This is a genomic window from Marinobacter sp. (assembly GCF_040904845.1).
In the GTDB taxonomy this organism is placed as follows: domain Bacteria; phylum Pseudomonadota; class Gammaproteobacteria; order Pseudomonadales; family Oleiphilaceae; genus Marinobacter.
Window position 1 is genome coordinate 17,980 of record NZ_JBBDSR010000002.1, and the last position, 19,984, is coordinate 37,963.

The 19,984-nt window shown below is 57.5% G+C and carries 21 protein-coding genes; 7 read left to right on the forward strand and 14 right to left on the reverse strand.

What is annotated here, in order from left to right:
• Positions 1-38: 38 nt before the first annotated feature.
• From mnhG to WD429_RS00200, 7 genes are read right to left on the reverse strand one after another with little or no spacing between them, the layout of a single operon-like run.
• On the reverse strand, positions 39-458 hold the full coding sequence (mnhG, locus tag WD429_RS00170) for a monovalent cation/H(+) antiporter subunit G (protein ID WP_368420140.1): 420 nt from the start codon (positions 456-458) through the stop codon (positions 39-41).
• Positions 451-723: a monovalent cation/H+ antiporter complex subunit F gene (locus tag WD429_RS00175; RefSeq protein ID WP_368420141.1), complete on the reverse strand. Its 273-nt coding sequence runs from the start codon at positions 721-723 to the stop codon at positions 451-453. The genes mnhG and WD429_RS00175 overlap by 8 nt, the downstream gene beginning before the upstream one ends.
• 11 nt (positions 724-734) lie before the next feature.
• Positions 735-1,208 (reverse strand): Na+/H+ antiporter subunit E, encoded by a 474-nt coding sequence (locus WD429_RS00180; protein WP_368420142.1) that lies wholly within the window; start codon positions 1,206-1,208, stop codon positions 735-737.
• Positions 1,205-2,719, reverse strand: coding sequence for a Na+/H+ antiporter subunit D (locus WD429_RS00185; protein ID WP_368420143.1), 1,515 nt, complete (start codon positions 2,717-2,719; stop codon positions 1,205-1,207). The genes WD429_RS00180 and WD429_RS00185 overlap by 4 nt, the downstream gene beginning before the upstream one ends.
• The gene (locus tag WD429_RS00190; RefSeq protein WP_368420144.1) at positions 2,716-3,063 is read right to left on the reverse strand and encodes a Na+/H+ antiporter subunit C; all 348 of its coding nucleotides are present in this window, start codon (positions 3,061-3,063) and stop codon (positions 2,716-2,718) included. Before WD429_RS00190 ends, WD429_RS00185 begins: the two co-directional genes overlap by 4 nt.
• Positions 3,064-3,094: 31 nt before the next feature.
• Positions 3,095-3,523 carry a Na+/H+ antiporter subunit B gene (locus WD429_RS00195; protein WP_368420145.1) on the reverse strand — a complete coding sequence of 143 codons (429 nt, stop codon included), beginning with the start codon at positions 3,521-3,523 and terminating at the stop codon, positions 3,095-3,097.
• The gene (locus tag WD429_RS00200) at positions 3,520-5,823 is read right to left on the reverse strand and encodes a putative monovalent cation/H+ antiporter subunit A (RefSeq protein ID WP_368420146.1); all 2,304 of its coding nucleotides are present in this window, start codon (positions 5,821-5,823) and stop codon (positions 3,520-3,522) included. Before WD429_RS00200 ends, WD429_RS00195 begins: the two co-directional genes overlap by 4 nt.
• 281 nt (positions 5,824-6,104) lie before the next feature.
• On the opposite strand from WD429_RS00200, the gene WD429_RS00205 reads away from it, so the two are divergent.
• The gene (locus WD429_RS00205; protein WP_368420147.1) at positions 6,105-8,159 is read left to right on the forward strand and encodes an FAD-dependent oxidoreductase; all 2,055 of its coding nucleotides are present in this window, start codon (positions 6,105-6,107) and stop codon (positions 8,157-8,159) included.
• A gap of 187 nt (positions 8,160-8,346) precedes the next feature.
• Here the strand turns inward: WD429_RS00205 and WD429_RS00210 are convergent, their stop codons facing one another.
• A complete protein-coding gene (locus WD429_RS00210) occupies positions 8,347-8,511 on the reverse strand; it encodes a hypothetical protein (protein ID WP_368420148.1) in 165 nt (54 codons plus the stop codon).
• Between the two features lie 283 nt (positions 8,512-8,794).
• Here WD429_RS00210 and WD429_RS00215 point away from each other — a divergent pair, with 283 nt between their 5' ends.
• Positions 8,795-10,597 (forward strand): acyl-CoA dehydrogenase, encoded by a 1,803-nt coding sequence (locus WD429_RS00215; protein ID WP_368420149.1) that lies wholly within the window; start codon positions 8,795-8,797, stop codon positions 10,595-10,597.
• A gap of 321 nt (positions 10,598-10,918) precedes the next feature.
• On the opposite strand, the gene WD429_RS00220 is transcribed toward WD429_RS00215, so the two are convergent.
• Entirely contained in the window at positions 10,919-12,217 is a 1,299-nt protein-coding gene (locus tag WD429_RS00220) for an alkane 1-monooxygenase (protein WP_368420150.1), read from the reverse strand.
• Between the two features lie 183 nt (positions 12,218-12,400).
• Here WD429_RS00220 and WD429_RS00225 point away from each other — a divergent pair, with 183 nt between their 5' ends.
• From WD429_RS00225 to WD429_RS00240, 4 genes are all read left to right on the forward strand, one after another.
• Entirely contained in the window at positions 12,401-12,664 is a 264-nt protein-coding gene (locus WD429_RS00225; RefSeq protein ID WP_368420151.1) for a hypothetical protein, read from the forward strand.
• A gap of 128 nt (positions 12,665-12,792) precedes the next feature.
• Positions 12,793-13,038 carry a hypothetical protein gene (locus WD429_RS00230; RefSeq protein ID WP_368420152.1) on the forward strand — a complete coding sequence of 82 codons (246 nt, stop codon included), beginning with the start codon at positions 12,793-12,795 and terminating at the stop codon, positions 13,036-13,038.
• 260 nt (positions 13,039-13,298) lie between these two features.
• Positions 13,299-14,939, forward strand: coding sequence for a methyl-accepting chemotaxis protein (locus WD429_RS00235; protein WP_368420153.1), 1,641 nt, complete (start codon positions 13,299-13,301; stop codon positions 14,937-14,939).
• Between the two features lie 69 nt (positions 14,940-15,008).
• Entirely contained in the window at positions 15,009-15,371 is a 363-nt protein-coding gene (locus WD429_RS00240) for a DUF4870 family protein (RefSeq protein ID WP_368420154.1), read from the forward strand.
• A gap of 28 nt (positions 15,372-15,399) precedes the next feature.
• Here WD429_RS00240 and WD429_RS00245 read toward each other — a convergent pair whose 3' ends face one another.
• From WD429_RS00245 to WD429_RS00255, 3 genes are all read right to left on the reverse strand, one after another.
• Positions 15,400-15,537 (reverse strand): hypothetical protein, encoded by a 138-nt coding sequence (locus WD429_RS00245; RefSeq protein WP_368420155.1) that lies wholly within the window; start codon positions 15,535-15,537, stop codon positions 15,400-15,402.
• Positions 15,534-15,818, reverse strand: a complete 285-nt coding sequence (locus WD429_RS00250; protein WP_368420156.1) for a hypothetical protein — start codon at positions 15,816-15,818, stop codon at positions 15,534-15,536. Before WD429_RS00250 ends, WD429_RS00245 begins: the two co-directional genes overlap by 4 nt.
• Positions 15,819-15,972: 154 nt before the next feature.
• The gene (locus tag WD429_RS00255) at positions 15,973-17,277 is read right to left on the reverse strand and encodes an MFS transporter (RefSeq protein ID WP_368420182.1); all 1,305 of its coding nucleotides are present in this window, start codon (positions 17,275-17,277) and stop codon (positions 15,973-15,975) included.
• A gap of 143 nt (positions 17,278-17,420) precedes the next feature.
• Here WD429_RS00255 and WD429_RS00260 point away from each other — a divergent pair, with 143 nt between their 5' ends.
• The gene (locus WD429_RS00260; protein WP_368420157.1) at positions 17,421-18,290 is read left to right on the forward strand and encodes a 23S rRNA (adenine(2030)-N(6))-methyltransferase RlmJ; all 870 of its coding nucleotides are present in this window, start codon (positions 17,421-17,423) and stop codon (positions 18,288-18,290) included.
• On the opposite strand, the gene dctP is transcribed toward WD429_RS00260, so the two are convergent.
• Together dctP and WD429_RS00270 are read right to left on the reverse strand one after the other, a co-directional pair.
• Positions 18,291-19,394: a TRAP transporter substrate-binding protein DctP gene (gene dctP, locus WD429_RS00265; RefSeq protein ID WP_368420158.1), complete on the reverse strand. Its 1,104-nt coding sequence runs from the start codon at positions 19,392-19,394 to the stop codon at positions 18,291-18,293.
• Positions 19,395-19,558: 164 nt separating this feature from the next.
• Complete coding sequence (locus tag WD429_RS00270; RefSeq protein ID WP_368420159.1) at positions 19,559-19,954, reverse strand: DUF4168 domain-containing protein; 396 nt, start codon at positions 19,952-19,954, stop codon at positions 19,559-19,561.
• Positions 19,955-19,984: the final 30 nt, after the last annotated feature.

Below are 19,984 nucleotides of genomic sequence, written 5' to 3' on the forward strand. Positions count from 1 at the left end.
CCATAGAAAATTTCGTAACCCAGTCCGGTTTCAGGCAATCAGTTGTCCGGCTCATCGCGCTGCCCATCGTGATTAGGCGGTATAACGCTCTCCGGGGCAGATTCGAAGCCACTGAACAGTTTGTGGGTTTTATCATCGTAATTATCCCGCAGTTCATCCTTCACTGTGCCTTCCCATAGGGGAGTGCCTAGAAAATAGCCCGCCCGACCAATGACATGAGCCGCGATCGGGGCGGTGATCAGAATAAAGATCACGATGGCCAGGGCCCTGGCGAAAATGATGCTATCGGCAAAATAAAAGGCCACGCCGGCCATGGTCATCATTGCACCCATGGCCCCGGCCTTGGTGGACGCGTGCATCCGGGTGGGTAGATCCGGCAGGCGAAGAATGCCGACCGCAGCCAGAATCATGAACGCCGCGCCGGTGAGAAGAAAAATGGATACAATCAGTTCAGTCATGTTTGGGGCCTCCTCGCTCCAGGAACCGGGCAAAGCCAATGGCCGTCAGGAAGGCGGTCAGGGCGATAACGATCGCAACGTCCAGCAGGCTGGGAACGCCTGTATCAATCGCGTGCACGCCCACATAACCGACAACGATGGAAGCGATCAGTTCCAGAGAAACCACCCGGTCGGGCAGTGACGGGCCCTTGATCAGCCGGATGAAGGCGAACAGCAGGGCCAGTGAAAACATGAAGTAAACAATGTTGATAACAATATTTAGCACAGCTCGGCTCCTTAGCGCATGATCTTCAGGATGCGGAACTCAAGCTCTTTGAGATCCTGGCGCAATTGCTCCTCGTCCTGCAGGAACATTGCGTGGATGTAGAGCACACGGCGGTCATCGGAGACGTCCAGGCTCAGAGTGCCGGGTGTCAACGAGATAAAGCTGCTCAGGAACATGATCTCGGCATCGGTGTGCGCTTCCATTTCGAACGCGATTACGCCGGGTTTCATGTACCACACAGGCGTGGCGACGTCGTAAGCGACCCGGACGTTGGCCTTGACCAGTTCTTTCATGAAAAACACGACAAATGAAGTCAGCCGGGGCAGGCGTCGGGAGTACCCCTTCAGGGCCGGTACGTGCTTTTGCATGACCATCAGTGCGAGGTAACCAAAAAACAGGCCGGCCACCAGGTTCCAGGCGGTGAACGATCCGCTCAGGGCAACCCACGCCAGGGCCAGTGCCACGTTCCAGAAGAACCCGATCATGGCTGCTCACCTCCCAGAACCGCATCAATATAACGTTGCGGGTTCATCAGTTGTTCTGCAGACATTTCTGCCAACTCGTAAATGGGCTGACCATAAAGGCCGATTATCAGGGTACAGACGGCCAGCCCGATCATCGGCAGATAGTAGGCCCAGGTGTGCTTGTCTTTGGTTTTGCCTTCCAGACGGCTGATATCCTCAACATGGTCGGGCACCTTCTTCCAGAACACCTCCGCCCATATCTTGATCATGGAATAAAGCGTCAGCAGCCCGACCAACAGTGCAACAAAGGTAACCAGGTACGCTTCTGCCTCCAGCGCTGCGCGGATAACCACGAATTTCGCGAAGAACCCGGATAGCGGAGGTATGCCAGCCAGTGACAGCGCCGGAATCAGAAACAGGATGGCGAGGAAAGGCCGGTAACGGTAAACCCCGCCGAGATTCTTCAGCTCATAGCTGCCCAGCAGGCGATAGGTGTACCCGCTTACCAGGAACAGGTTCGTCTTAACGATGATGTGATGCATGATGTAGAACACCCCGCCAACAAGGGCCAGAGGGGTATACAGAGCAAGCCCCAACATCATGTAGCCGATCTGGCTGACAATATGAAACGACAGGATGCGGCGGAACTCGAACTGCGCGGCTGCCCCGAGTACACCGGTAAGCATGGTCAGTGTCGCCGCCCAAAGCAGGATGTTGTGGGTGTAGCCCACATCCTGAGTGAACATCAGGGTAAAGACGCGGAACAGGGCGTAAACGCCCACTTTTGTCAGAAGCCCGGCAAACAGCGCGGACACCGCCACCTGCGGGGTGTGATAAGAAGCTGGCAGCCAGAAGAACAGTGGGAAAGCAGCCGCTTTGATACCAAAAGAGACCATGAACATCATGGAGACGACAGTGATCATGCCGGGGTCGTCAATCTGGCTGATCTTCTGTGCGATATCAGCCATGTTCAGGGTGCCTACCATGCCGTACAGAAGGCCGACCGCTGACAGGAAAACCGCAGAGGAGAACAGGTTCAGGGTAACGTACTTGATCGCACCTTCCATCTGGGCGCGTTCTCCGCCCAGGGTCAGCAGCGCAAACGAGGCCAGCAACATGACCTCGAACCAAACGTAAAGATTGAAAATGTCGCCGGTCAGGAAAGAGCCTGCGACGCCCGCCAGCAGCAGATGCATCAACGGGTAATAGCTGAATTTCTCATGGCCGCGAGGCGTGGAAGCCAACGAGTAGATCGAGATAGCCAGACCGATAATGCCGGTGAGAACGATCATGATGGCACTTAGCATATCGGCGACAAAGACGATGCTGAAGGGGGCAGGCCAGCTGCCCATCTGCATAATCAAGAAGCCTTGGTCCACAGTGGACATCAGCAGCCAGATGCCGGACCACAGCAGCAGGCCGGTGGCCAGTACCGCCAGAATCCGCTGGTAGCGGACCGATCGCCACAGGGCCAGGGACAGGGCACCGGCGGTGAGCGGTATCAGTACGGGAAGAATCAGTTCCGGGCTCAAGTATCCGTATCCTTCATTTGGTCCAGGTCATCGGTTCCCACCACCTCGTAGGCCCGGCGGATAAGAACCACGGCAAAGGCCAAAACGCCAAAGGCGATGACAATGGCAGTCAGAATCAGTGCCTGGGGCAATGGGTCTGCCACCGCGCCTGCGGGACCGCTTGCGCCATCCGGTATCAGCGGGGGCGCTCCGCGGGTCATGCCGGACACCACGAAAATCAGGAGGTTGGCGGCATTGCTCAGAATCATCAGGCCGATAACCAGCTTGACGATGGAACGTCTGAGCATCATATAGATCGCGGCGGTGAACATGATCCCCACCACGTAAGCCATCAGGCTTTCCATAAAAGCTCTCCAGGGGTTAGCTTGCTCCGAATCATGATTCTTCTGATTCCATCAGGCCGATAACAAAGGTCATGATGGTGCCAAGCACGGCAAAGTAGACGCCGATATCGAATACCAGTGGCGTCGACAGCTTGATGTAGCTGTCACCAGGCAATGGAAGTTCCCACCAGTGCGCGGTCAACATGGGTTGCCCGGAAAGCAGGGCTGGTAAGGTGGAGGCCAGCCCCAGGAGCAGGCCAGCAGCAAGCAGATCTCTGGGGCCAACTCTCAGCAGGTGCCGGGTGGCTTCAGCACCAAACGCAAAGGCGTAGAGCACGAATGCGCCAGAGGCGACCAGGCCCCCGATAAACCCACCCCCGGGCTCGTCATGTCCGCGAAAGAGTAGAAAAACCGAGAACATGAGCTGAAGTGGCATGATCAGCAGCGCGGCTGTGTGCAGGATCAGGGTGTTGGATTTCATGGCTTGTGCTGATCCTCCGCTTTGAGTTTCAACATGGAGAACACCCCTATGGCAGCGAGCGAGAGCACGAAGATTTCGCCCAGTGTGTCGAGGGCCCTGAAATCGACCAGTATCACGTTAACGATATTGCGGCCAAAGCCCAGAGGCGCGCTGTTTTCAACGTAATAGCTCGAAATGGTATCGAAGTACTGAATGTCCAGCACGGCCAACATCATGACGGTAATGGTCACGCCGGCAAGCACCGCCACAGCCAGGTCCCGAAAACGTTGGAACGGGGTGGATAGGTTTACGAATTCCGGCAGCTTGAAAAGCACGAGCACCAGCAGGATAACGGTCAGGGTTTCCACTAAAAGCTGGGTGATGCCCAGATCTGGCGCGCTGAACAGGATGAAGGTCAGGGCAACGGCATAACCGAGTACGCCCATTGAGGCGACTGAGCCCAATCGGGAATGTGTCGCGCTGGCGAATGCGGCTGACGCGACCAGCAACAAGGCAATGCCCCACTCATAAAAATGGCTGTCAGCCAGGTTCAGGGTGAACTGAACACCGTAGTGATTAATCATGGTGTAGCCTGCCAGACCAAAGGTGATGGCTACTAACACCAGCATGTAAATGCCAAGTACTCCGTTCTGAAGAAGCCGCGTTTGCCAGCCAGAAACAACGGTAATCCACTCCATGATCTTGAAATAGCCTGCTTCGGGGCCGAATCGGCTGCCCGCACTGTTGACGGCGTGCAGCGTCGGTTGAAGTCGTGTCCATGCTTTGAATAGCAGGAGTCCTGCCACGAGGCTGACCATGGAGAGTACCAGGGGCTGGTTAATGCCATGCCAGAGGGCGAGATGAAATTCCACAGGCGCACCGTATGCTGACGCCACCGCTGCTTTAAGCAGGAACGCTTCTGGTAGAAACGGAGCAAGGCCGAAAACCAGGGCAAACAGAGTAAGCACCGCCGGCCCTATCAGCATGCCGAACGGTGCCTCATGAGGGACTTTCGGAGTATTACCTGACTTGCCGAAAAAGGGTTTGATGGCAACCAGCCCGGCAACGCCGACGATCAGCATCGCGGAAACGACGGTCAGAATGATCAGAGCCATGCTCCACAACGGTGCGTCGAGCAGCGATTCGAGCATCAACTCCTTGGCGATGAAACCGAATAGCGGCGGCAGGCCGGCCAGCGACAGCGCAGCGCCAGCAGCGATAACTGCCGCCACTGGCATGGAACGGCGCAGCCCACTCATCCTGGTGATATCTTTAGTGCCGGTTTCATGGTCGAGCGCACCTGCCAACATGAACAGTGCGCCTTTATACAGTGAGTGGGCGACCAGGAAGCAAATGAATGCCGTCATCGCCAACTCGGTTCCGACGCCAATGAGCATGGTCAGTGTGCCGAGGGCCATAACGGTGGAGTAGGCCAGTACCTTTTTAATGCCGGTACTGCTGAACGCCAAGTAGGCACCGGTCAGCATAGTGGCAGCGCCAAAACCCATCAGCATCTGGCTCCAGAGTTCACCTTCACCGAGTGATGGGTTCAAACGCGCCATCAGGTAAACCCCGGCTTTGACCATCGTCGCCGAATGGAGGAACGCCGAAACCGGTGTGGGTGCAGCCATCGCGTTGGGAAGCCAGAAATGGAACGGAACCTGCGCCGATTTGGTGAACGTGCCGGCCAGCACGCAAAGCACGGCACCGACATAGAATGCATGCTGATGCATGGGCTGATCGGAGGCCAGCAACTCAGTCAGTGAGTAGGTGCCGCCCATGATAGCCAGAAGGATCAGGCCAGCCATCAGTGCCAGGCCACCCGCTGCGGTCACGAACAGGCCTTGCAGGGCGCACTTTCGGGCTTCCATGTCTTCGTGATTGAAGCCAATCAGCATGTACGAGGTGATGCTGGTCAGCTCCCAGAACACGAACAGAGTAATCAGGTTGTCGGAAAGCACCAGCCCCAACATGGAAGCCATGAAGGACAGCATGATGACGTAGAAGCGGGCGAGGGACTTGTGCCCCGACATGTAGGCACCCGCGTATATCAGTATAAAGGTACCGATGCCACTGATAAGCAGCGCGAAGACCAGAGACAGGCCATCCACCAGGAAATTCAGCGAAATATCCAGCCCTGGCATCCACTGGTATTCCAGCAGCAGGGGGCCATCCTGAACATCGGGAAGAAAGCTGCAGAAGAATACGAACAGGCTGGCGGGCAGCGCGGCCAGCAGCCATCCGATAAATCGGCCAGCAACTTTGTGCAGCAAGGGAGCAGCGATGGCGAGGAGAAAGCCTGACAAAACAGCCAGTAGCATGGCGCGAAATAACTCCGTTCGGGCACCGGGGCGATTTAGAACCGCGAGGGTGCGGGATGCTGGTTAATAGTTATAATCTATTATTGAGCCCTCGTTTTGTGCCTGAGAGACTATCTGACACATAACCTAAAGGCAAGGTAAACCGACTACTCACGGGTGCCGCAAGGCCATTCACTGCAGACTACGCCGATTCCCGGCTCATACCTTAGTCGCAGGCGGCTGTGCTAACATCAGCGTTGCGATTAATGAGCCTTTCAACCCCAGCCCAGGTGTGCCAAATCATGACAGCGACTTATCCTAACCTGTTGAAACCCCTTGATCTCGGCTACACAGAGCTCAAAAACAGGGTGTTGATGGGCTCCATGCATACCGGCCTTGAGGACCGGTTCTGGAACCTGCACAAATTCGCCCGCTATTTTGCCGAAAGGGCAGAGGGCGGCGTCGGGCTTATGGTGACTGGTGGCTACTCACCCAACCTGGTCGGCCAGCTAGCACCGCTTTCGTCTACCATGAACAACCGCGCGACGGCGCTGTTGCACCGCCATGTCACCGGGGCCGTGCACGAGGCCGGTGGCAAAATCTGTATGCAGCTGCTGCACGCCGGCCGTTACGGCTATCAGCCGCTTATAGTCTCTGCTTCCGCGACCAAAGCTCCCATTAGCCCCTTCAAGGCTCGGGCTTTATCTACGAAAGGAGTGGAACGGCAGATCAACGATTTTGTCGATGCCGCAAAACTGGCGAAATTCGCCGGTTATGACGGTGTTGAGGTGATGGGCTCCGAAGGGTATTTCATCAATCAGTTCCTGTGCGAACGCACCAACAAGCGTACTGACAAGTGGGGTGGTCCGTTCGAAAACCGCATGCGCTTGCCGGTCGAAATCGTGCGTCGAATGCGGGAAGCGGTAGGGCCTGAATTCATCATTATTTACCGCCTGTCGATGCTGGATCTGGTGGAAGGTGGTCAGACCTGGGATCAGGTCGTCACCCTCGGCAAGGCCATCGAGAAGGCCGGAGCCACCATTATCAATACCGGTATTGGCTGGCACGAAGCCCGAGTGCCCACCATTGTGACGTCTGTGCCTCGTGGTGGCTTTGCCGACGTCACCGCCAAGTTTTATGGCGAAGTGGATATTCCAGTGTGCACCACCAACCGGATCAACACCCCGGAAAAAGGGGAAGAGATCCTCGCCAGTGGTAAGGCCGATATGGTCTCCATGGCCCGGCCGTTGCTGGCGGACAGTGAGTTTGTACGCAAGGCTGAACAGGGCCGGGCCGATGAAATCAATACCTGCATCGCCTGCAATCAGGCCTGCCTGGATCACGTATTCAAGGCCAAACGGGCATCCTGTCTGGTGAACCCCAGAGCCTGCCATGAAACCGAACTGGTGTTAACCGTTGCGCCTGTGGTGCGGCGGGTCGCGGTTGTGGGTGCCGGGCCTGCAGGGCTGGCCGCTGCCACCACGGCGGCAAAACGCGGCCACAAAGTGACCCTGTTCGAAGCCGACGATAAAATCGGCGGCCAGTTCAACTACGCCAAGCGTATTCCCGGCAAGGAAGAGTTCTTCGAAACCCTGCGTTATTTCCAGCGCCAGATCGAGTTGTTGGAGGTTGACCTGAAACTCAACACGCGCATCGAGGCGGCGAATTTGGCCGAGCTGGGGTTTGACGATGTCATTATCGCCACCGGCGTTAAACCACGCACGCCACAGATTGATGGGATCGACCATCCCAAGGTGCTGGGTTACCTTGATGTGCTCCGCCATAACAAAGCGGTGGGTCAACGCGTGGCGGTCATTGGCGCGGGCGGTATCGGCTTCGACGTCAGTGAGTTTTTGACTCACGATGTCAGCCATCAGCCAGAAGGCGAGCAGGTGAGTGTCGCCGACTGGCAGGCAGAGTGGGGCGTTCACCCCGGGTTTGAGGGCCCTGGTGGGCTGGCGGAGCGTAAAGCGACCTCGTCCCCGCGTAAAATTTACCTGATGCAGCGTAAAACCGGCAAAGTCGGCGGTGGCCTGGGTAAAACAACCGGCTGGGTGCATCGCAACAGCCTCAAACACCGCGACGTCGACATGGTGCGTGGCTGCAGTTACGAGCGTATTGATGATGAAGGCCTGCACATATCCGTCCGTGACAAAGACGGCAAGCTCAAGGAGAGCAGAGTGCTGCAGGTTGATAACGTGGTTGTCTGTGCCGGCCAGGAACCGTTGCGGGCGTTGTACGACCAGTTGGCGGAGTCCGGTATCCGGGCTCACCTGATCGGTGGCGCGGATGTGGCGGAAGAGCTGGATGCCAAGCGGGCAATCCGCCAGGGTACCGAAGTTGCGGCCGGGCTCTGATACAAGGGTTTTTGCGAAGTCAGTCGCTGGCTGGGAATAGTGACGCTGGAGGGCATACTGGAGACACTTTTGGGCACCGAAAGCATGGACGAAACCGATAATGTCTCCAACCTTCGCCGTTACGCGAAGCAGCGCTGGAGCCGTCGCCTGAAAAAATACAGCCGCTCCTGAATACGGAGTCAGTCTGTCAGCGGACGGATTTCAGAGCATTGAAAATAGCCTCCGCTTCTGCCTCAAGTACCTGACAGCGAAACGGATTTCCCTGCTGTGAGGCAAGCGCTATCTGCTTCTGTTTCATGTCGTACAGCTTGCTCAGGATGTCTGCCTGGCTTTGCCTGATTGGTGCGTTCATGGCGACCCTCCCCACTTTTACACCGGTGTCGGTATTCTTTACGTTGCCGGCCATCTGATGGCCTTCAAAGGTAAGCGATGCATAACCCGCGCCACCTGCGCCCCGGCGTATCGTTCTATCAAATCCAATAACAGAAACAGTCCGCTGGTGCCCGGGAGCCGAGCACCAGAAAAGTAAGCGCTTGATATCAAAGAGGCGAGATTAACCAAGATTATGTCATAAATGCCGGTTCCCCGAAAAAACAAGGTGTGAGAGGCTATCGACAACAAACAGGAGACCCAGAATGACCGACACCCTGATCGACCGCCGCGACCTGGCGTTCCAGCTCTACGAAGTCCTCGACACCGACAGCCTCACCACCCGCGAGCGCTTCAGCGAACACAACCGTGACACCTTCGATGCCGTCATCGAAACCGCCGATAAAATCGCCCGGGAAAAGTTCGCCACCCACAACAGCGCCGCCGACAAAGACGAACCCAAATTCGTCAACGGCCAGGTCGAGATGTTGCCCCAGGTCAAAGAAGCGTTTGATGCCTACGCCGAAGCAGGGTTCATCGCTGGCCGATATGACTACGATCTCGGCGGCATGCAACTGCCGGAATCGGTCATGGCCGCCTGCAACGGGTTTTTCACCGCCGCCAACCCCGGCACCGCAGGCTACCCGTTCCTGACCACCGCCGCCGCCAACCTCATCCGCGTGTTCGGCAGCGAACAGCAGCAAACCACCTTCCTGCCGCACATGCTCAGTGGTCGATATACCGGAACCATGGCGCTCACCGAGCCCCACGCCGGCTCGTCCCTGGCGGACATCCGCACCTCAGCATCGCCCACCGATGACGACCATTACCTGATCAAAGGCGCGAAGATCTATATTTCAGGTGGCGAACAGTCCATCACCGACAACATCGTTCACATGGTGCTGGCCAAGATCAAAGGCGCGCCGGCTGGCGTCAAAGGCATCTCCCTGTTCATCGTGCCAAAATTTCTGGTGGACGAGGACGGCAACCCTGCGGAACGCAATGGCGTTAACCTGGCGGGACTGATCCACAAACTGGGCTACAGAGGCACCACCTCCACCGCTCTGAGCTTTGGTGACGACGCCCCCTGCCACGGCTACCTGGTTGGCGAACCCCACCAGGGCCTGAAGTACATGTTCCAGATGATGAACGAAGCGCGGGTAGGCGTTGGCTTCGGTGCCGCGGTGATTGGCTACCGTGGCTATATGCACAGCCTGGAATACGCCAAAGACCGCCTGCAGGGCCGCAAAGCCAGCGAGAAAAACCCCGAATCTCCCCAGGTGCCAATCATTGACCACGCCGATGTGCGCCGTATGCTGCTGGCCCAGAAAACCTACAGCGAGGGCGGCCTGGCGCTGTGCCTGTACGGCGCGCGCTTGATGGACGATCAGCACACTCATCCGGACGAACAGAAGCGTGTAGAGGCGGGCAAATTACTGGACCTGCTCACCCCGGTGATTAAAGCCTGGCCTTCGGAGTACGGCCCCAAGGCCAACGATCTGGCGATTCAGGTCTACGGCGGTGCCGGCTATACCCGTGAGTATCCGGTAGAGCAGTGCTGGCGCGATAACCGCCTCAACCCGATTCACGAAGGCACCAACGGTATCCAGGCTCTGGATCTTCTGGGCCGCAAAATCTGGCAGGACCAGAGCCACGGTCTGCAATTGCTGATGCAGGAAATGCAGGTGGATCTACAGGCGGCCACCACCGACCGCTGTCAGCAGTGGGCGCTGTCGCTCAGTGAAACTCTGCAGCAGGCGGTGAAAGTCACCCAGAGCCTGGGTAAATCCCTGGTGGATGGCGAAGTGGACAAGACCCTGGCCAATGCCAGCTGCTATCTGCATCTGTTCGGGCACATCATCGTCGCCTGGATGTGGCTCCGCCAGGCCAACGCCGCAGCGAATGCGCTGGCTTCAGCGAATACGGATGATGAGCGCAATTTCTATCAGGGCAAGCTTCAGGCGGCGCAGTATTTCTTCCACTGGGAGTTGCCGACGGTGGCCCAGGACCTGGTGCTGTTGCGGAACCAGGACGATACCTGCCTGAACATGAAGTCCGAGTGGTTCTAAATCTGGTGTAAGCACACTCGACCGGGAAGACCTTCAGGGACACGCCACGAGTACGTCCCTGTAGGCTCGGCTGTGGCCATCCCTGGCCACAGACGGTCCCTGAAGGTCTTCCCGGCCGAGCGCGCCCGAAGTCATGATGATCCGCTGCCACCTTGTGTCTGAGTATGTACGAGTACCACCCAGGCTGGACGGCGGGCTACTGGTCCCTTCTCCCGGGACTGTCTGCAGCAGGGATGCTGCAGCCAAGCCTACAGGGACGTATTCACGGCGTGTCCCGGGAGAAGGGACCAGTTGACCGCAGACTCCCAAGTTGGAAATCGCTTAGGCGGCCTCTTCAGAAGAAGATTCCCTCCGCGCTTTGGCCTCAGTCGCCACTGCCGTCGCATAATCCGCGTACCTGGCCATCAGCTCTTCCCTACGGTCCGGGTCCCAGTTGATTTTGCTCATATCGCCCTCGTAATGATCGATAACCCGCTTGTCCATCATCTCGTACCACCAGGACGGTAAATACGCAGGCAACAGCATCGAGGCATAGCCGCCCGGCAACTGCGGCGCATGCTCAAAATGTCTCAGCGCCTGGAAGCTGCGCTGCGGGTGCGCGTGGTGGTCTGAATGGCGCTGCAACTGATACAGGAACAGGTTGGTCACAATGTGATTGCTGTTCCAGCTGTGTTCAGGTTGGGTGCGCACATACCTGCCCTTGCTGTCCTTCTGACGCAGCAGGCCGTAGTGCTCGACGTAGTTCACCGTCTCCAACAGACTGGCTCCATAGACTGCCTGGGCTGCCAGGAAAGGGACCGCCCTTGGGCCGCAAACCAGAGTAGTGGCACCAAAGAAGCCGGCGCTCATGGCCCAGCCCTGGAGTAACTCATTATCCAGTGTCCAGAAGCCCTTACCTTTGCGAGCCAACCTGGCCTTTTCAATTTCTATGGAAGACTTGATACCGCCCATTACCGTGCGCGGCAGGAATTTCCAGAAACTTTCGCCCATACGGCTGCTGGCCGGATCTTCTGGCGTCGCCACTCGCTTGTGATGACCGAAATTGTGTTCCACCACGAAGTGGGTGTAGCCCGTGGGCGCGAGGGCAGCCATCGCCATCAGTTTGTTCGACTTGTTGGACTTGTGACCCAGCTCATGGGCGGTATTGATGCCGACACCGTTGATAGCGCCAACCGTCAGGGTGATGCCGATCTTGTCCGACAGCGGCGTGCTTTTGCGGCTGGCCAACCAGGCACCCATAAAGGTCATGGCGTACTGGGAGGGGATAAAGGCCTTCACGATTCGGTCGTAATACTTGTCCTGCTCCAACGTTTTAACCGCGGATTCGGGAGGGTTGCTCTGATCTTCGCCGATGGCGCGGTCCAGGGCGGGAATGATCCCGTGGACCAGAGCCGGGCCGGTCCAGGCCAGCGAGCGCAGTTTTTTGGGGGCAATCGCGTAGCCGGCGAGGGCTGCAAGGCCAATGCCGGGCAGTGCCGGCCCCATCAGCCAGAGGTAGCGCTTTGGGTCTTTCCAGTCTTTTCCGGCTTTGGACGCACTTGGCTTTTTGCTCTGGTCGTCGTCATTCAGGGCCGCTGTCAGGGTTTGGCTGTCCAGTCTGTCGCGGGTTGTTGTGTTCATTGTTGGGCTCCAGTTCTCAGGATGTAATCACACTTTATGTCGGACAATATTACAATTCAACAGTTGATTTAGATGTTGGTCACTTTGGGCCGGCATGGATCGGTTACATTCGAAACTGGCGGGTTAGAGCATTCTGAACCAGACTCCAGTTCATAGGTCGCGACCCACGAGGACGAATCAGCCATGGCCACCGAGAACCCTTCCGCTGCGGCGGATCCTATTCACTGGTCGGTGCAGCAGCTGCTCCGGGAATACCTGTTCTCTGCGCAATTGCTTGAAATCGTTTATCGGGACGATGCGGGCCAGGTGCGAATCGTTCATGACGTTATCCGTGACCTGTTTAACCGGGCAGGGCGTGAATTTGTTCTGATTGGGCGCGGCCATTTGCTAAGACTGGATCACATCGTGACGCTCGACGGCGTGGAAGTGTCGGGTGGCATTGGTTGATTGCCGATCAAATATAGCTAACCTGCTGTCATAGCTAACAAAAGGGTAATGCCTCAGTAATTGCGTGCACCGGATGACCGCCCTACACTTGTCTCCGTTGTATACATTTGCCAACGAAAGGACATGGTATGAACAAGCTAACGTTGAGTGCATTGGCTCTGCTGATGACACTGGGCCTTGCGGCCTGCAGTCAGGAAGACGAAGGTGCCGACTTTGAGGAAGCCGCTGACAACGCCGCGGAAATGGCGGATGATGCAGGCGATTCCATCGAAGAAGGCGCTGAAGAGGCCGGCGATGAAATGGGCGACGCGGCTGACGAAGCCGGTGATTCCATGGAAGAAGGCTACGAAGAAGCGACTGAAGACGACAAGTAAGCCGTTATCTTCACAGAAAAAGCCGGCCACCCTTTTGGGGTGGCCGGCTTTTTTTATGCCTGCCCTGTGCCCTGACTCCCTCTTTGCTACCCGTGCTCACGAAATTCATAAAAGGTTTCACTCCGCTGGCCGATGACTATGAATAGTGCGTGGTAGAACCCACTAAAGTCTCAGTTATAAATTTGTATCAATTCTTTACTCTTGCTCAAGGCCTTCAATGGCATGCTGTATTCATTAATAACGATAAAAATGAGGTTTCCATGGGCTTGGTCGAACGTCCTGTGCTTGTTGTGGGGGGAGTGGTTGCTCTGGGTGTTGCCGTTGGCGCAGCCGTGGCGGCACCGATGATAGGGCTGGAAATCGCATCGGTACTGATCGGTGTGGTCCTCGGTTTGGTGACGGCATCGGGGTACCTGGTGCTTCGTGTTCTGGAGCCGGTGGAACGAGGGCTGAAGGCACTTGACGACGGCCAGTTGCCAGAGACCGGCCCTTTGCACGGGCGCTGTGAACGCCTTATCGCCGATGCGCGCGCCGGGCGGGCTCTGGTGGGAACTCTCTCGGGCAGTGCGGATAAAAATGCCATATCGGCCGCCCAGGTGTCGTTCGCGGCGGACCAGCTCAAGCTGCGCCTCGATCGCCAGGTGAAAGAAACCACCCACATGGCCGAATACACCGGGCAAATCACTGAAACGGTTCGCGAGTCCTCACGACAGGCCACCGATGCCGCCACCATGGCTCAGCAGGCCAGCCAAATCAGCGCAGAGGGCCGGCAGGCACTAATGGGTGCCATCGAAAGTGTGCGTGTGGTTCATCAGCAATCCGGTGAGAACCTGCGGCTGATCCAGGAACTGAACGAGAAATCCAACCGCATTCAGGGTGTAACCTCAACCATCCAGGGCATTGCCGAACAGACCAACTTGCTGGCGCTGAATGCGGCTATTGAAGCCGCGCGGGCTGGAGAGCAGGGGCGCGGGTTTGCGGTGGTGGCGGACGAAGTCCGACAACTGGCAGGGCGCACCGCTCAGGCCACGGGCGAAGTGGCGGAAACCCTGCAGGAAATCCGCTCTGACACGACGTTGATTGTCTCGCGGATTGAGGGCCTCGCCCGCAGCGTTGAAGAAGGTCTGACTTCCGTCGAGAGTGTTGGAGGGCAGCTGGATCAGATTCGTGACCAGTCCGACCGTTTGCAGCAGCAGGTCGCCCAGATTGCCGAAAGTGACCAGAGCAACGAACAGAGTCTTGAGCGGGTGTTTGCAGCGCTTGAAGTTGTCCGTGATCAGATCTCTGAAAGTGACCGCAGCGTGGTGTCGCTGGCGGAACAGGCGGGCACGCTGATGGAGCTGGCAGAGAACGCAAACGCCGCCTTTGCCCTGAACAGCAGCGCCAGTTACCACCGACACTTCTATCTGCAGGCCAAAGAAGGTTCCGACCGCTTGGGGCAGCTGTTTGAAGACGCTATCCGTGATGGCAAAGTTACTGAGAGTGCACTGTTCGACAAAGGCCGGGTGCCCATTGCCAATACGCAGCCCCAGAAATACGCCAGTTCGTTTGATCGGTTTACGGATCAATACCTGCCGACGGTTCAGGAGCCCGTGAAGGATTACCACGATGCGGTGGTCTTTGCCATCGCCACTGCCCCTGACGGCTATGTGCCCACTCACAACCGGGACTTTGCCCATTCGCCCACCGGCGATCCAGATGTAGACCTGTTTAAAAGTCGGAGCAAACGTTTATTCAATGACCGCACCGGTGCCCGCTGCGGAAACCACACCGACGATATGCTGTTGCAGACGTACCGGCGCGATACCGGGGAAATCATGCATGACCTTTCGGTGCCGGTGTATGTTAACGGCAGGCACTGGGGTGGTTTCCGGCTTGGCTATCGTCCGGATAACCACTGAGCTCGCGGGCCATTTCGCGGCCATCGTCCCGGTGATAGACTTCGGTCATTATTCTGACAGGAGCATGCTGTGGCCGACCACGAATTTATTCCCGCCGATGCCGATCCGGTAGCGCGCCGGGCGGACCCTGCCCGCAACCTGGCGGTGGTGGTTTACGTGCTTCAGGGGCTGTCGTTCTTTTTGGGCGGGATCACCGGCCTGGTGGGCGTGATCATCAATTACGTCAAGATGGATGACGTGGCAGGTACCTGGATCGAGCCGCATTTCCGGTGGCAAATCCGTACCTTCTGGATTGGCCTGCTGTGGACCGTTATTGGCATCGTCACCACGCCTCTGATCATCGGCTGGTTTGTGCTTCTGGGTATCTCAATCTGGCTGATCTACCGAATCGTCAAGGGGGCACTTGCTCTCAATGATGGCAAGCAGCCGTAAACTAGTGGTTCGGCCGCCGGGGCGTTGCTCAGAGTAAGCTCACCCAGTGCAGTGCGGCCAGTCCGCCGATAAACACGATCAACGCGAAGGTGACTCTGAGCCGTCGATGGGGAGGGACCAGAGATTCCGCCTCGTTCTGTTCGCCGGTTGTGACGCCGCCGCTCATGAAGCGATCCGCGATTCGCGGGCAATATGGGCTTCGGCGCAGAGGCCGCAGTTGTTCCGGGAGCAGCTCGCGGAATCGTGAAGTGACATGCCCTGGACGCTGTTCTGGCGCTGTCGGGTGACTCCTCGGAACGCCCGAATATGGCGCTCAAGCGCTACCGTGGCTTCTTCAGAACTTGGGAACGGGCCCAGGTCGGACGGCTCCCGTGTCAGTGCATACCAGCCAAACGCGGTGTGGAGGAGCCGTTCGGCGTGGCAACTTGAAGTCTTAGCTGCTCGCATGTTCAATCCTTAAGAAATCGACATCTGAACAAATGCTTAGGATGGCACCTGCTTATTTGCGACGCAGCCGGTCAACTAGCCACGATGACGTCAAGGTGCCGGATATACCAGGCTAATGCAATGATTAATGTGACGTGGTTCAATGTTTTTGTGGTCAATCCGTGGTCACTTCACGCAAACGCAGTGCGCTGAGCGTTCCCGCCAGTCCCATAAAGCCAAGTGTCAGGATTACAGCGATGTCTGACACCAGGGAAATGAGTGCAGTAATCCCCCCGGTAACCAGCAGCAGAACGCCGATGACGGTGTTACTCACAGCGGTGTAGTCCGTGCGTTTGTTGCCGCCGGCCATATCCACCAGATAGGTTTTACGTCCCAGGCGCACGCCCGCATGGGCGATGCTCAGCACAAAAAAAGCACCGGGATAGAACCAGACGCCGCCGGTTATCTCTCCAGCCATCAGCGCAATGAAACCCACCGCGAGGCACACCGAGCTAGCGATTCCCGCTCCGCGAATCATGACGCGACGGCTGGAGGCGTCTGCCATCCAGCCCCAAAAGCTGGCACTGACCGAACTTGCCAGGCTGCTGGCCAGCAGGAAAGCGCCCAACAGCCAATCGCTGTCTGCCTCTTTCTGCGCCATTACGACGAAGTAAGGGGAGGCGAGCGCGGAGCACAGCAACAAGGCCCGGGTGATGACAAAATGTCGGAAAGGGGGATCGTTCTGCAGCAGAGAGAGGCTGCAGAACGCCTGTCGCATCGCGCTGTCGCCACCACCGGTTTCGCCCTCGTGCTCCTGAATAAAGGCAAACAGCACACCGGCGATCAGCCAGAGACAGGCAGCCAAAAGCAACAACACGGTGTAAAACCCGATTCCAGGGTCACCCCGATCCCAGAACAGCAAGGCGGTCAGTACCACGGTTGCGGTTCCTCCGATGGTGGTGGCCAACCCCGAGAGCCGGCCGCGGCGGGTCTTGGGGATACACTTACCCTGGACATCTTTCATCGCAACCGAACAGAAACCCCGCGAGAGGGAAAAGGCAACCAACGCAGCGATCAGGCCGCCGCCTGCAACGTAGCCTTCGTAGAACCAGATGCTGCCGGCCATGGCGACCACGCTGACGGCCTGGCCGAAGCTGCCGAGTATCCAGAACCCTTTGCGAACCGGCTTGCGCCGCACCCAGGCAGCAATCACCATCTGCGGCACCATCGACCCGGACTCCCGGATCGGCACCAGCCAGGCAACCAACGCCGGCGCACCCACTGCACTGAGCAGCCAGGCAAGTACGGTTTTGGGGCTGATCAGCAAATCGCCCAGCTTGGTCAGTACGTTGCTGGCGAGGATGAGGAAAAAGTTGCGAGGCACTTCGCGACAGGCTTCTTCGGGGATGTCCTTGCAGACCCGGGCGTCCTCTTCGTTGGCGATCAGGGCATAGAGTTGGTCTGTAGGCTTACCGAGCATGTCTGACAACGGTCTCTCCTTCAGGTAATCAGGGCCGTATCGCATCATAGCAGGGTGGTTGCCGCGGCCCCAGCCATCAGCTTGCTCCCTGTTTGATCTTCGGGCCTAATGCGCGGACACGACGAGCCGCGACAGGATGATTCATGCTCAGCTATCTTCACGGATTTCACGCTGGCAACTTTGCCGATGTCCAGAAACACGCAGCCCAGGTCCTCGCGTTGCGGATGATGCAGGCCAAGCCCAGCGGCATTGCGTGTTTTGATACCCACGCTGGCAGCGCGCTTTATGATCTGGACAGTGATCGGGCACAGAAAACCGGTGAAGCCGACGATGGCATCCGCAGGCTCTGGCAGGCGCGCCCTGGCCTCGCCGGTGACGATTGGCAGCCATTGCTGGATGTTCTTGCCAGCCTCAACCGTCACCACGACAGCCTGAGCCGCTATCCCGGATCACCGGAATGGTTCCGGCGTTTCCAGCGGGACCAGGATGCACTGACGTTGTTTGAGCTCCACCCGACCGAAAGCGAGCATTTGCAGTCATGGGCGGGGCAGGGGAATGTGCAAAAGAGGGGGAAAAAGAGCGTGCAGGTGTTTCGGGAGGATGGGCTGAGTGGGTTATTGCGTCAGTTACCGCCGCGCCAGCCCAGGCTGATGGTGCTGATGGACCCGTCCTACGAAGTGAAAACAGAGTACGAGCAGGTGGCGGAGACGCTGGCGCGAGCCTGGAAAAAATGCCGCCATGGTGTTTTTCTGGTCTGGTATCCGATACTGACATCCGCGCTTGAGCAGGCGCTCAAACAGGCCATCGTTCAGGGCCCGCTTAAAGGCGTGCTTTGCAGCGAAATCCACCTTGAGCGGCCACCACAACGGGGAATGACGGGCTCCGGCATGCTCGTTGTTAACCCACCCTGGGGGTTTGGAGAGCGGCTGACGCAGATGCTGGAGAGTGTCTCCGGGACCAGCGGCGATGGCCTGAGCGTGAAGGCCTCGCTCTCATGGTTGGTGCCGGAGTAGTCACGTTTCGCCGTTTTCACCCTCTGTTTCGGCGTGATCTTCCAGACGCTCAATCATGCCTAGAAGGGTGTCGAGTATGTGCTGGCCCCGCTTGCCGGCGGCTTCAGCATAGAGTTCTCTGACCGGAAGGCTGGCCTCGCGAAAGCGCTTCCGTTGCTCCGGGGTCAGTTCCACGACCGACACGTTGCTGTCTTCGCGAATTTTGGCCAGCCTGGATTCGTTAAGCTCCGCCTGCCGGGTGTAGGTTTGGGCGGCCACATCAGCAAGCGCCTCATCAAGCCACTGCTTCTGGTCATCGGGCAGGTCTTGGTACCACTGGTGGTTAGAGACAACCGACGCAACAAACTGAGCCGGGCGTGCGAAGGTTAGCGTGCTCTGGACTTCATAAAACCCCATTTCTTCGATGGCGAATACCGGGTTCGCCTGACCGTCGATGCGCTGGAGCTGCAGATCGCTGTAGACCTGGGAGTAGGGCGTGGGGTGAGGGTCGGCACCGTAGGCACGATAGGCCTCGGCGGAAATGTCGGCGGTCATGGTGCGGATTCGGAAGCCGTCAAAGTCTTTCGGAGTGCGCAGCGGTTTGTTGGCGGTCCATACCATCCAGCCTTCCGGCACAAAACCGAGCAGTTTCATGTCGTGTTCGGCATAACTCCCGCTAAACAGGTCTAACAGTTCATTGCTGACTAGCAGCCGCCGATTGACGTCGTTGTCGTCAGACAGCACAAAGTGCAGCGTAAACACCCCGACTTCCGGCACGGTATTGGCCAGGTGCCCCGGCGAGGCGAAGGCCAGGTGAACAGATCCGTCCCGGGTCAGTTCCGTCAGTTGCGCAGAGGTGCCGAGGGAGCCATAGGGGAAAATGTCCAGTTCGATATTGCCGTCTGAGCGGCTTTCGATGCGCTCTTTAAAGGCGACGGCGTAGGAGTGCTGGACGCTTCCCTCGATTTCCTCAAGGGCAAAGCGCCAGGTGACCGGGTATTTCGGAGACTCATTTTCTACCGATACGGCCTTGGGCTGTTTCTCTGCCTGATTGTCCGAGCACCCAGCCAATGAGATCAGGGTCAGGACGAGCAGCGGAATCAGCCGCGGGCAAAAAATTGGCATCTCTATGTCTCCAATGACGTTTTTCTGGTCACATCTTCTGCAATAAGGTACCACAAGATAGTCGGAGGGGTGGCTGACCACAACGTATTTCAGGACGGGACAGCGGAACGAAAAAAAGCCCCGCAGGGGCGGGGCTTGTAATGACACTGATCGCAGGGCAGCGTTTACATCAGTGCGTCAACACGGTTGCGTACCTTTGGCTCGCTGTTGTAAGCGGTGGCAATCGCGTTGTAGGTCGGGATATCAAGGCCAGAGTCTTCAATCACGGTGACCATCTCATCGTTGGCCTCCATCTGAAGCTCTTGCGCTTTCTCTTGCGAGTCGGCGTCTTCGATTTTCGCCATGTATTCGTCACGAATATCGTTGATACCGTTCTGAGCTTCGACAAACTGCTTCAGCTCAGCGTCGTTGTAATTAGTGTTTTGAGAACCCGCGGAAGCCGGATCGCTGTAGCCATCCTGACCAGTCTGTTCCGGGTTCTGCTGGCTTTGCTGGGCCAGAGCGGGGCCTGCCGCGAGCAGTGCCATGGAAACAGTCAGTGACGTGAGTAGTTTATTCATAACGATACTCCTTTCCTTTTGGTTGGGGTG

What these genes read in the sequence shown, in the direction of transcription:
- mnhG (WP_368420140.1), bottom strand. Translation starts at nt 458, where the DNA reads ATGACTGAACTGATTGTATCCATTTTTCTTCTCACCGGCGCGGCGTTC.
- WD429_RS00180 (WP_368420142.1), bottom strand. Translation starts at nt 1,208, where the DNA reads ATGATCGGGTTCTTCTGGAACGTGGCACTGGCCCTGGCGTGGGTTGCC.
- WD429_RS00190 (WP_368420144.1), bottom strand. Translation starts at nt 3,063, where the DNA reads ATGGAAAGCCTGATGGCTTACGTGGTGGGGATCATGTTCACCGCCGCG.
- WD429_RS00195 (WP_368420145.1), bottom strand. Translation starts at nt 3,523, where the DNA reads ATGAAATCCAACACCCTGATCCTGCACACAGCCGCGCTGCTGATCATG.
- WD429_RS00200 (WP_368420146.1), bottom strand. Translation starts at nt 5,823, where the DNA reads ATGCTACTGGCTGTTTTGTCAGGCTTTCTCCTCGCCATCGCTGCTCCC.
- WD429_RS00205 (WP_368420147.1), top strand. Translation starts at nt 6,105, where the DNA reads ATGACAGCGACTTATCCTAACCTGTTGAAACCCCTTGATCTCGGCTAC.
- WD429_RS00210 (WP_368420148.1), bottom strand. Translation starts at nt 8,511, where the DNA reads ATGAACGCACCAATCAGGCAAAGCCAGGCAGACATCCTGAGCAAGCTG.
- WD429_RS00215 (WP_368420149.1), top strand. Translation starts at nt 8,795, where the DNA reads ATGACCGACACCCTGATCGACCGCCGCGACCTGGCGTTCCAGCTCTAC.
- WD429_RS00220 (WP_368420150.1), bottom strand. Translation starts at nt 12,217, where the DNA reads ATGAACACAACAACCCGCGACAGACTGGACAGCCAAACCCTGACAGCG.
- WD429_RS00225 (WP_368420151.1), top strand. Translation starts at nt 12,401, where the DNA reads ATGGCCACCGAGAACCCTTCCGCTGCGGCGGATCCTATTCACTGGTCG.
- WD429_RS00230 (WP_368420152.1), top strand. Translation starts at nt 12,793, where the DNA reads ATGAACAAGCTAACGTTGAGTGCATTGGCTCTGCTGATGACACTGGGC.
- WD429_RS00235 (WP_368420153.1), top strand. Translation starts at nt 13,299, where the DNA reads ATGGGCTTGGTCGAACGTCCTGTGCTTGTTGTGGGGGGAGTGGTTGCT.
- WD429_RS00245 (WP_368420155.1), bottom strand. Translation starts at nt 15,537, where the DNA reads ATGAGCGGCGGCGTCACAACCGGCGAACAGAACGAGGCGGAATCTCTG.
- WD429_RS00250 (WP_368420156.1), bottom strand. Translation starts at nt 15,818, where the DNA reads ATGCGAGCAGCTAAGACTTCAAGTTGCCACGCCGAACGGCTCCTCCAC.
- WD429_RS00255 (WP_368420182.1), bottom strand. Translation starts at nt 17,277, where the DNA reads ATGCTCGGTAAGCCTACAGACCAACTCTATGCCCTGATCGCCAACGAA.
- WD429_RS00260 (WP_368420157.1), top strand. Translation starts at nt 17,421, where the DNA reads ATGCTCAGCTATCTTCACGGATTTCACGCTGGCAACTTTGCCGATGTC.
- dctP (WP_368420158.1), bottom strand. Translation starts at nt 19,394, where the DNA reads ATGCCAATTTTTTGCCCGCGGCTGATTCCGCTGCTCGTCCTGACCCTG.
- WD429_RS00270 (WP_368420159.1), bottom strand. Translation starts at nt 19,954, where the DNA reads ATGAATAAACTACTCACGTCACTGACTGTTTCCATGGCACTGCTCGCG.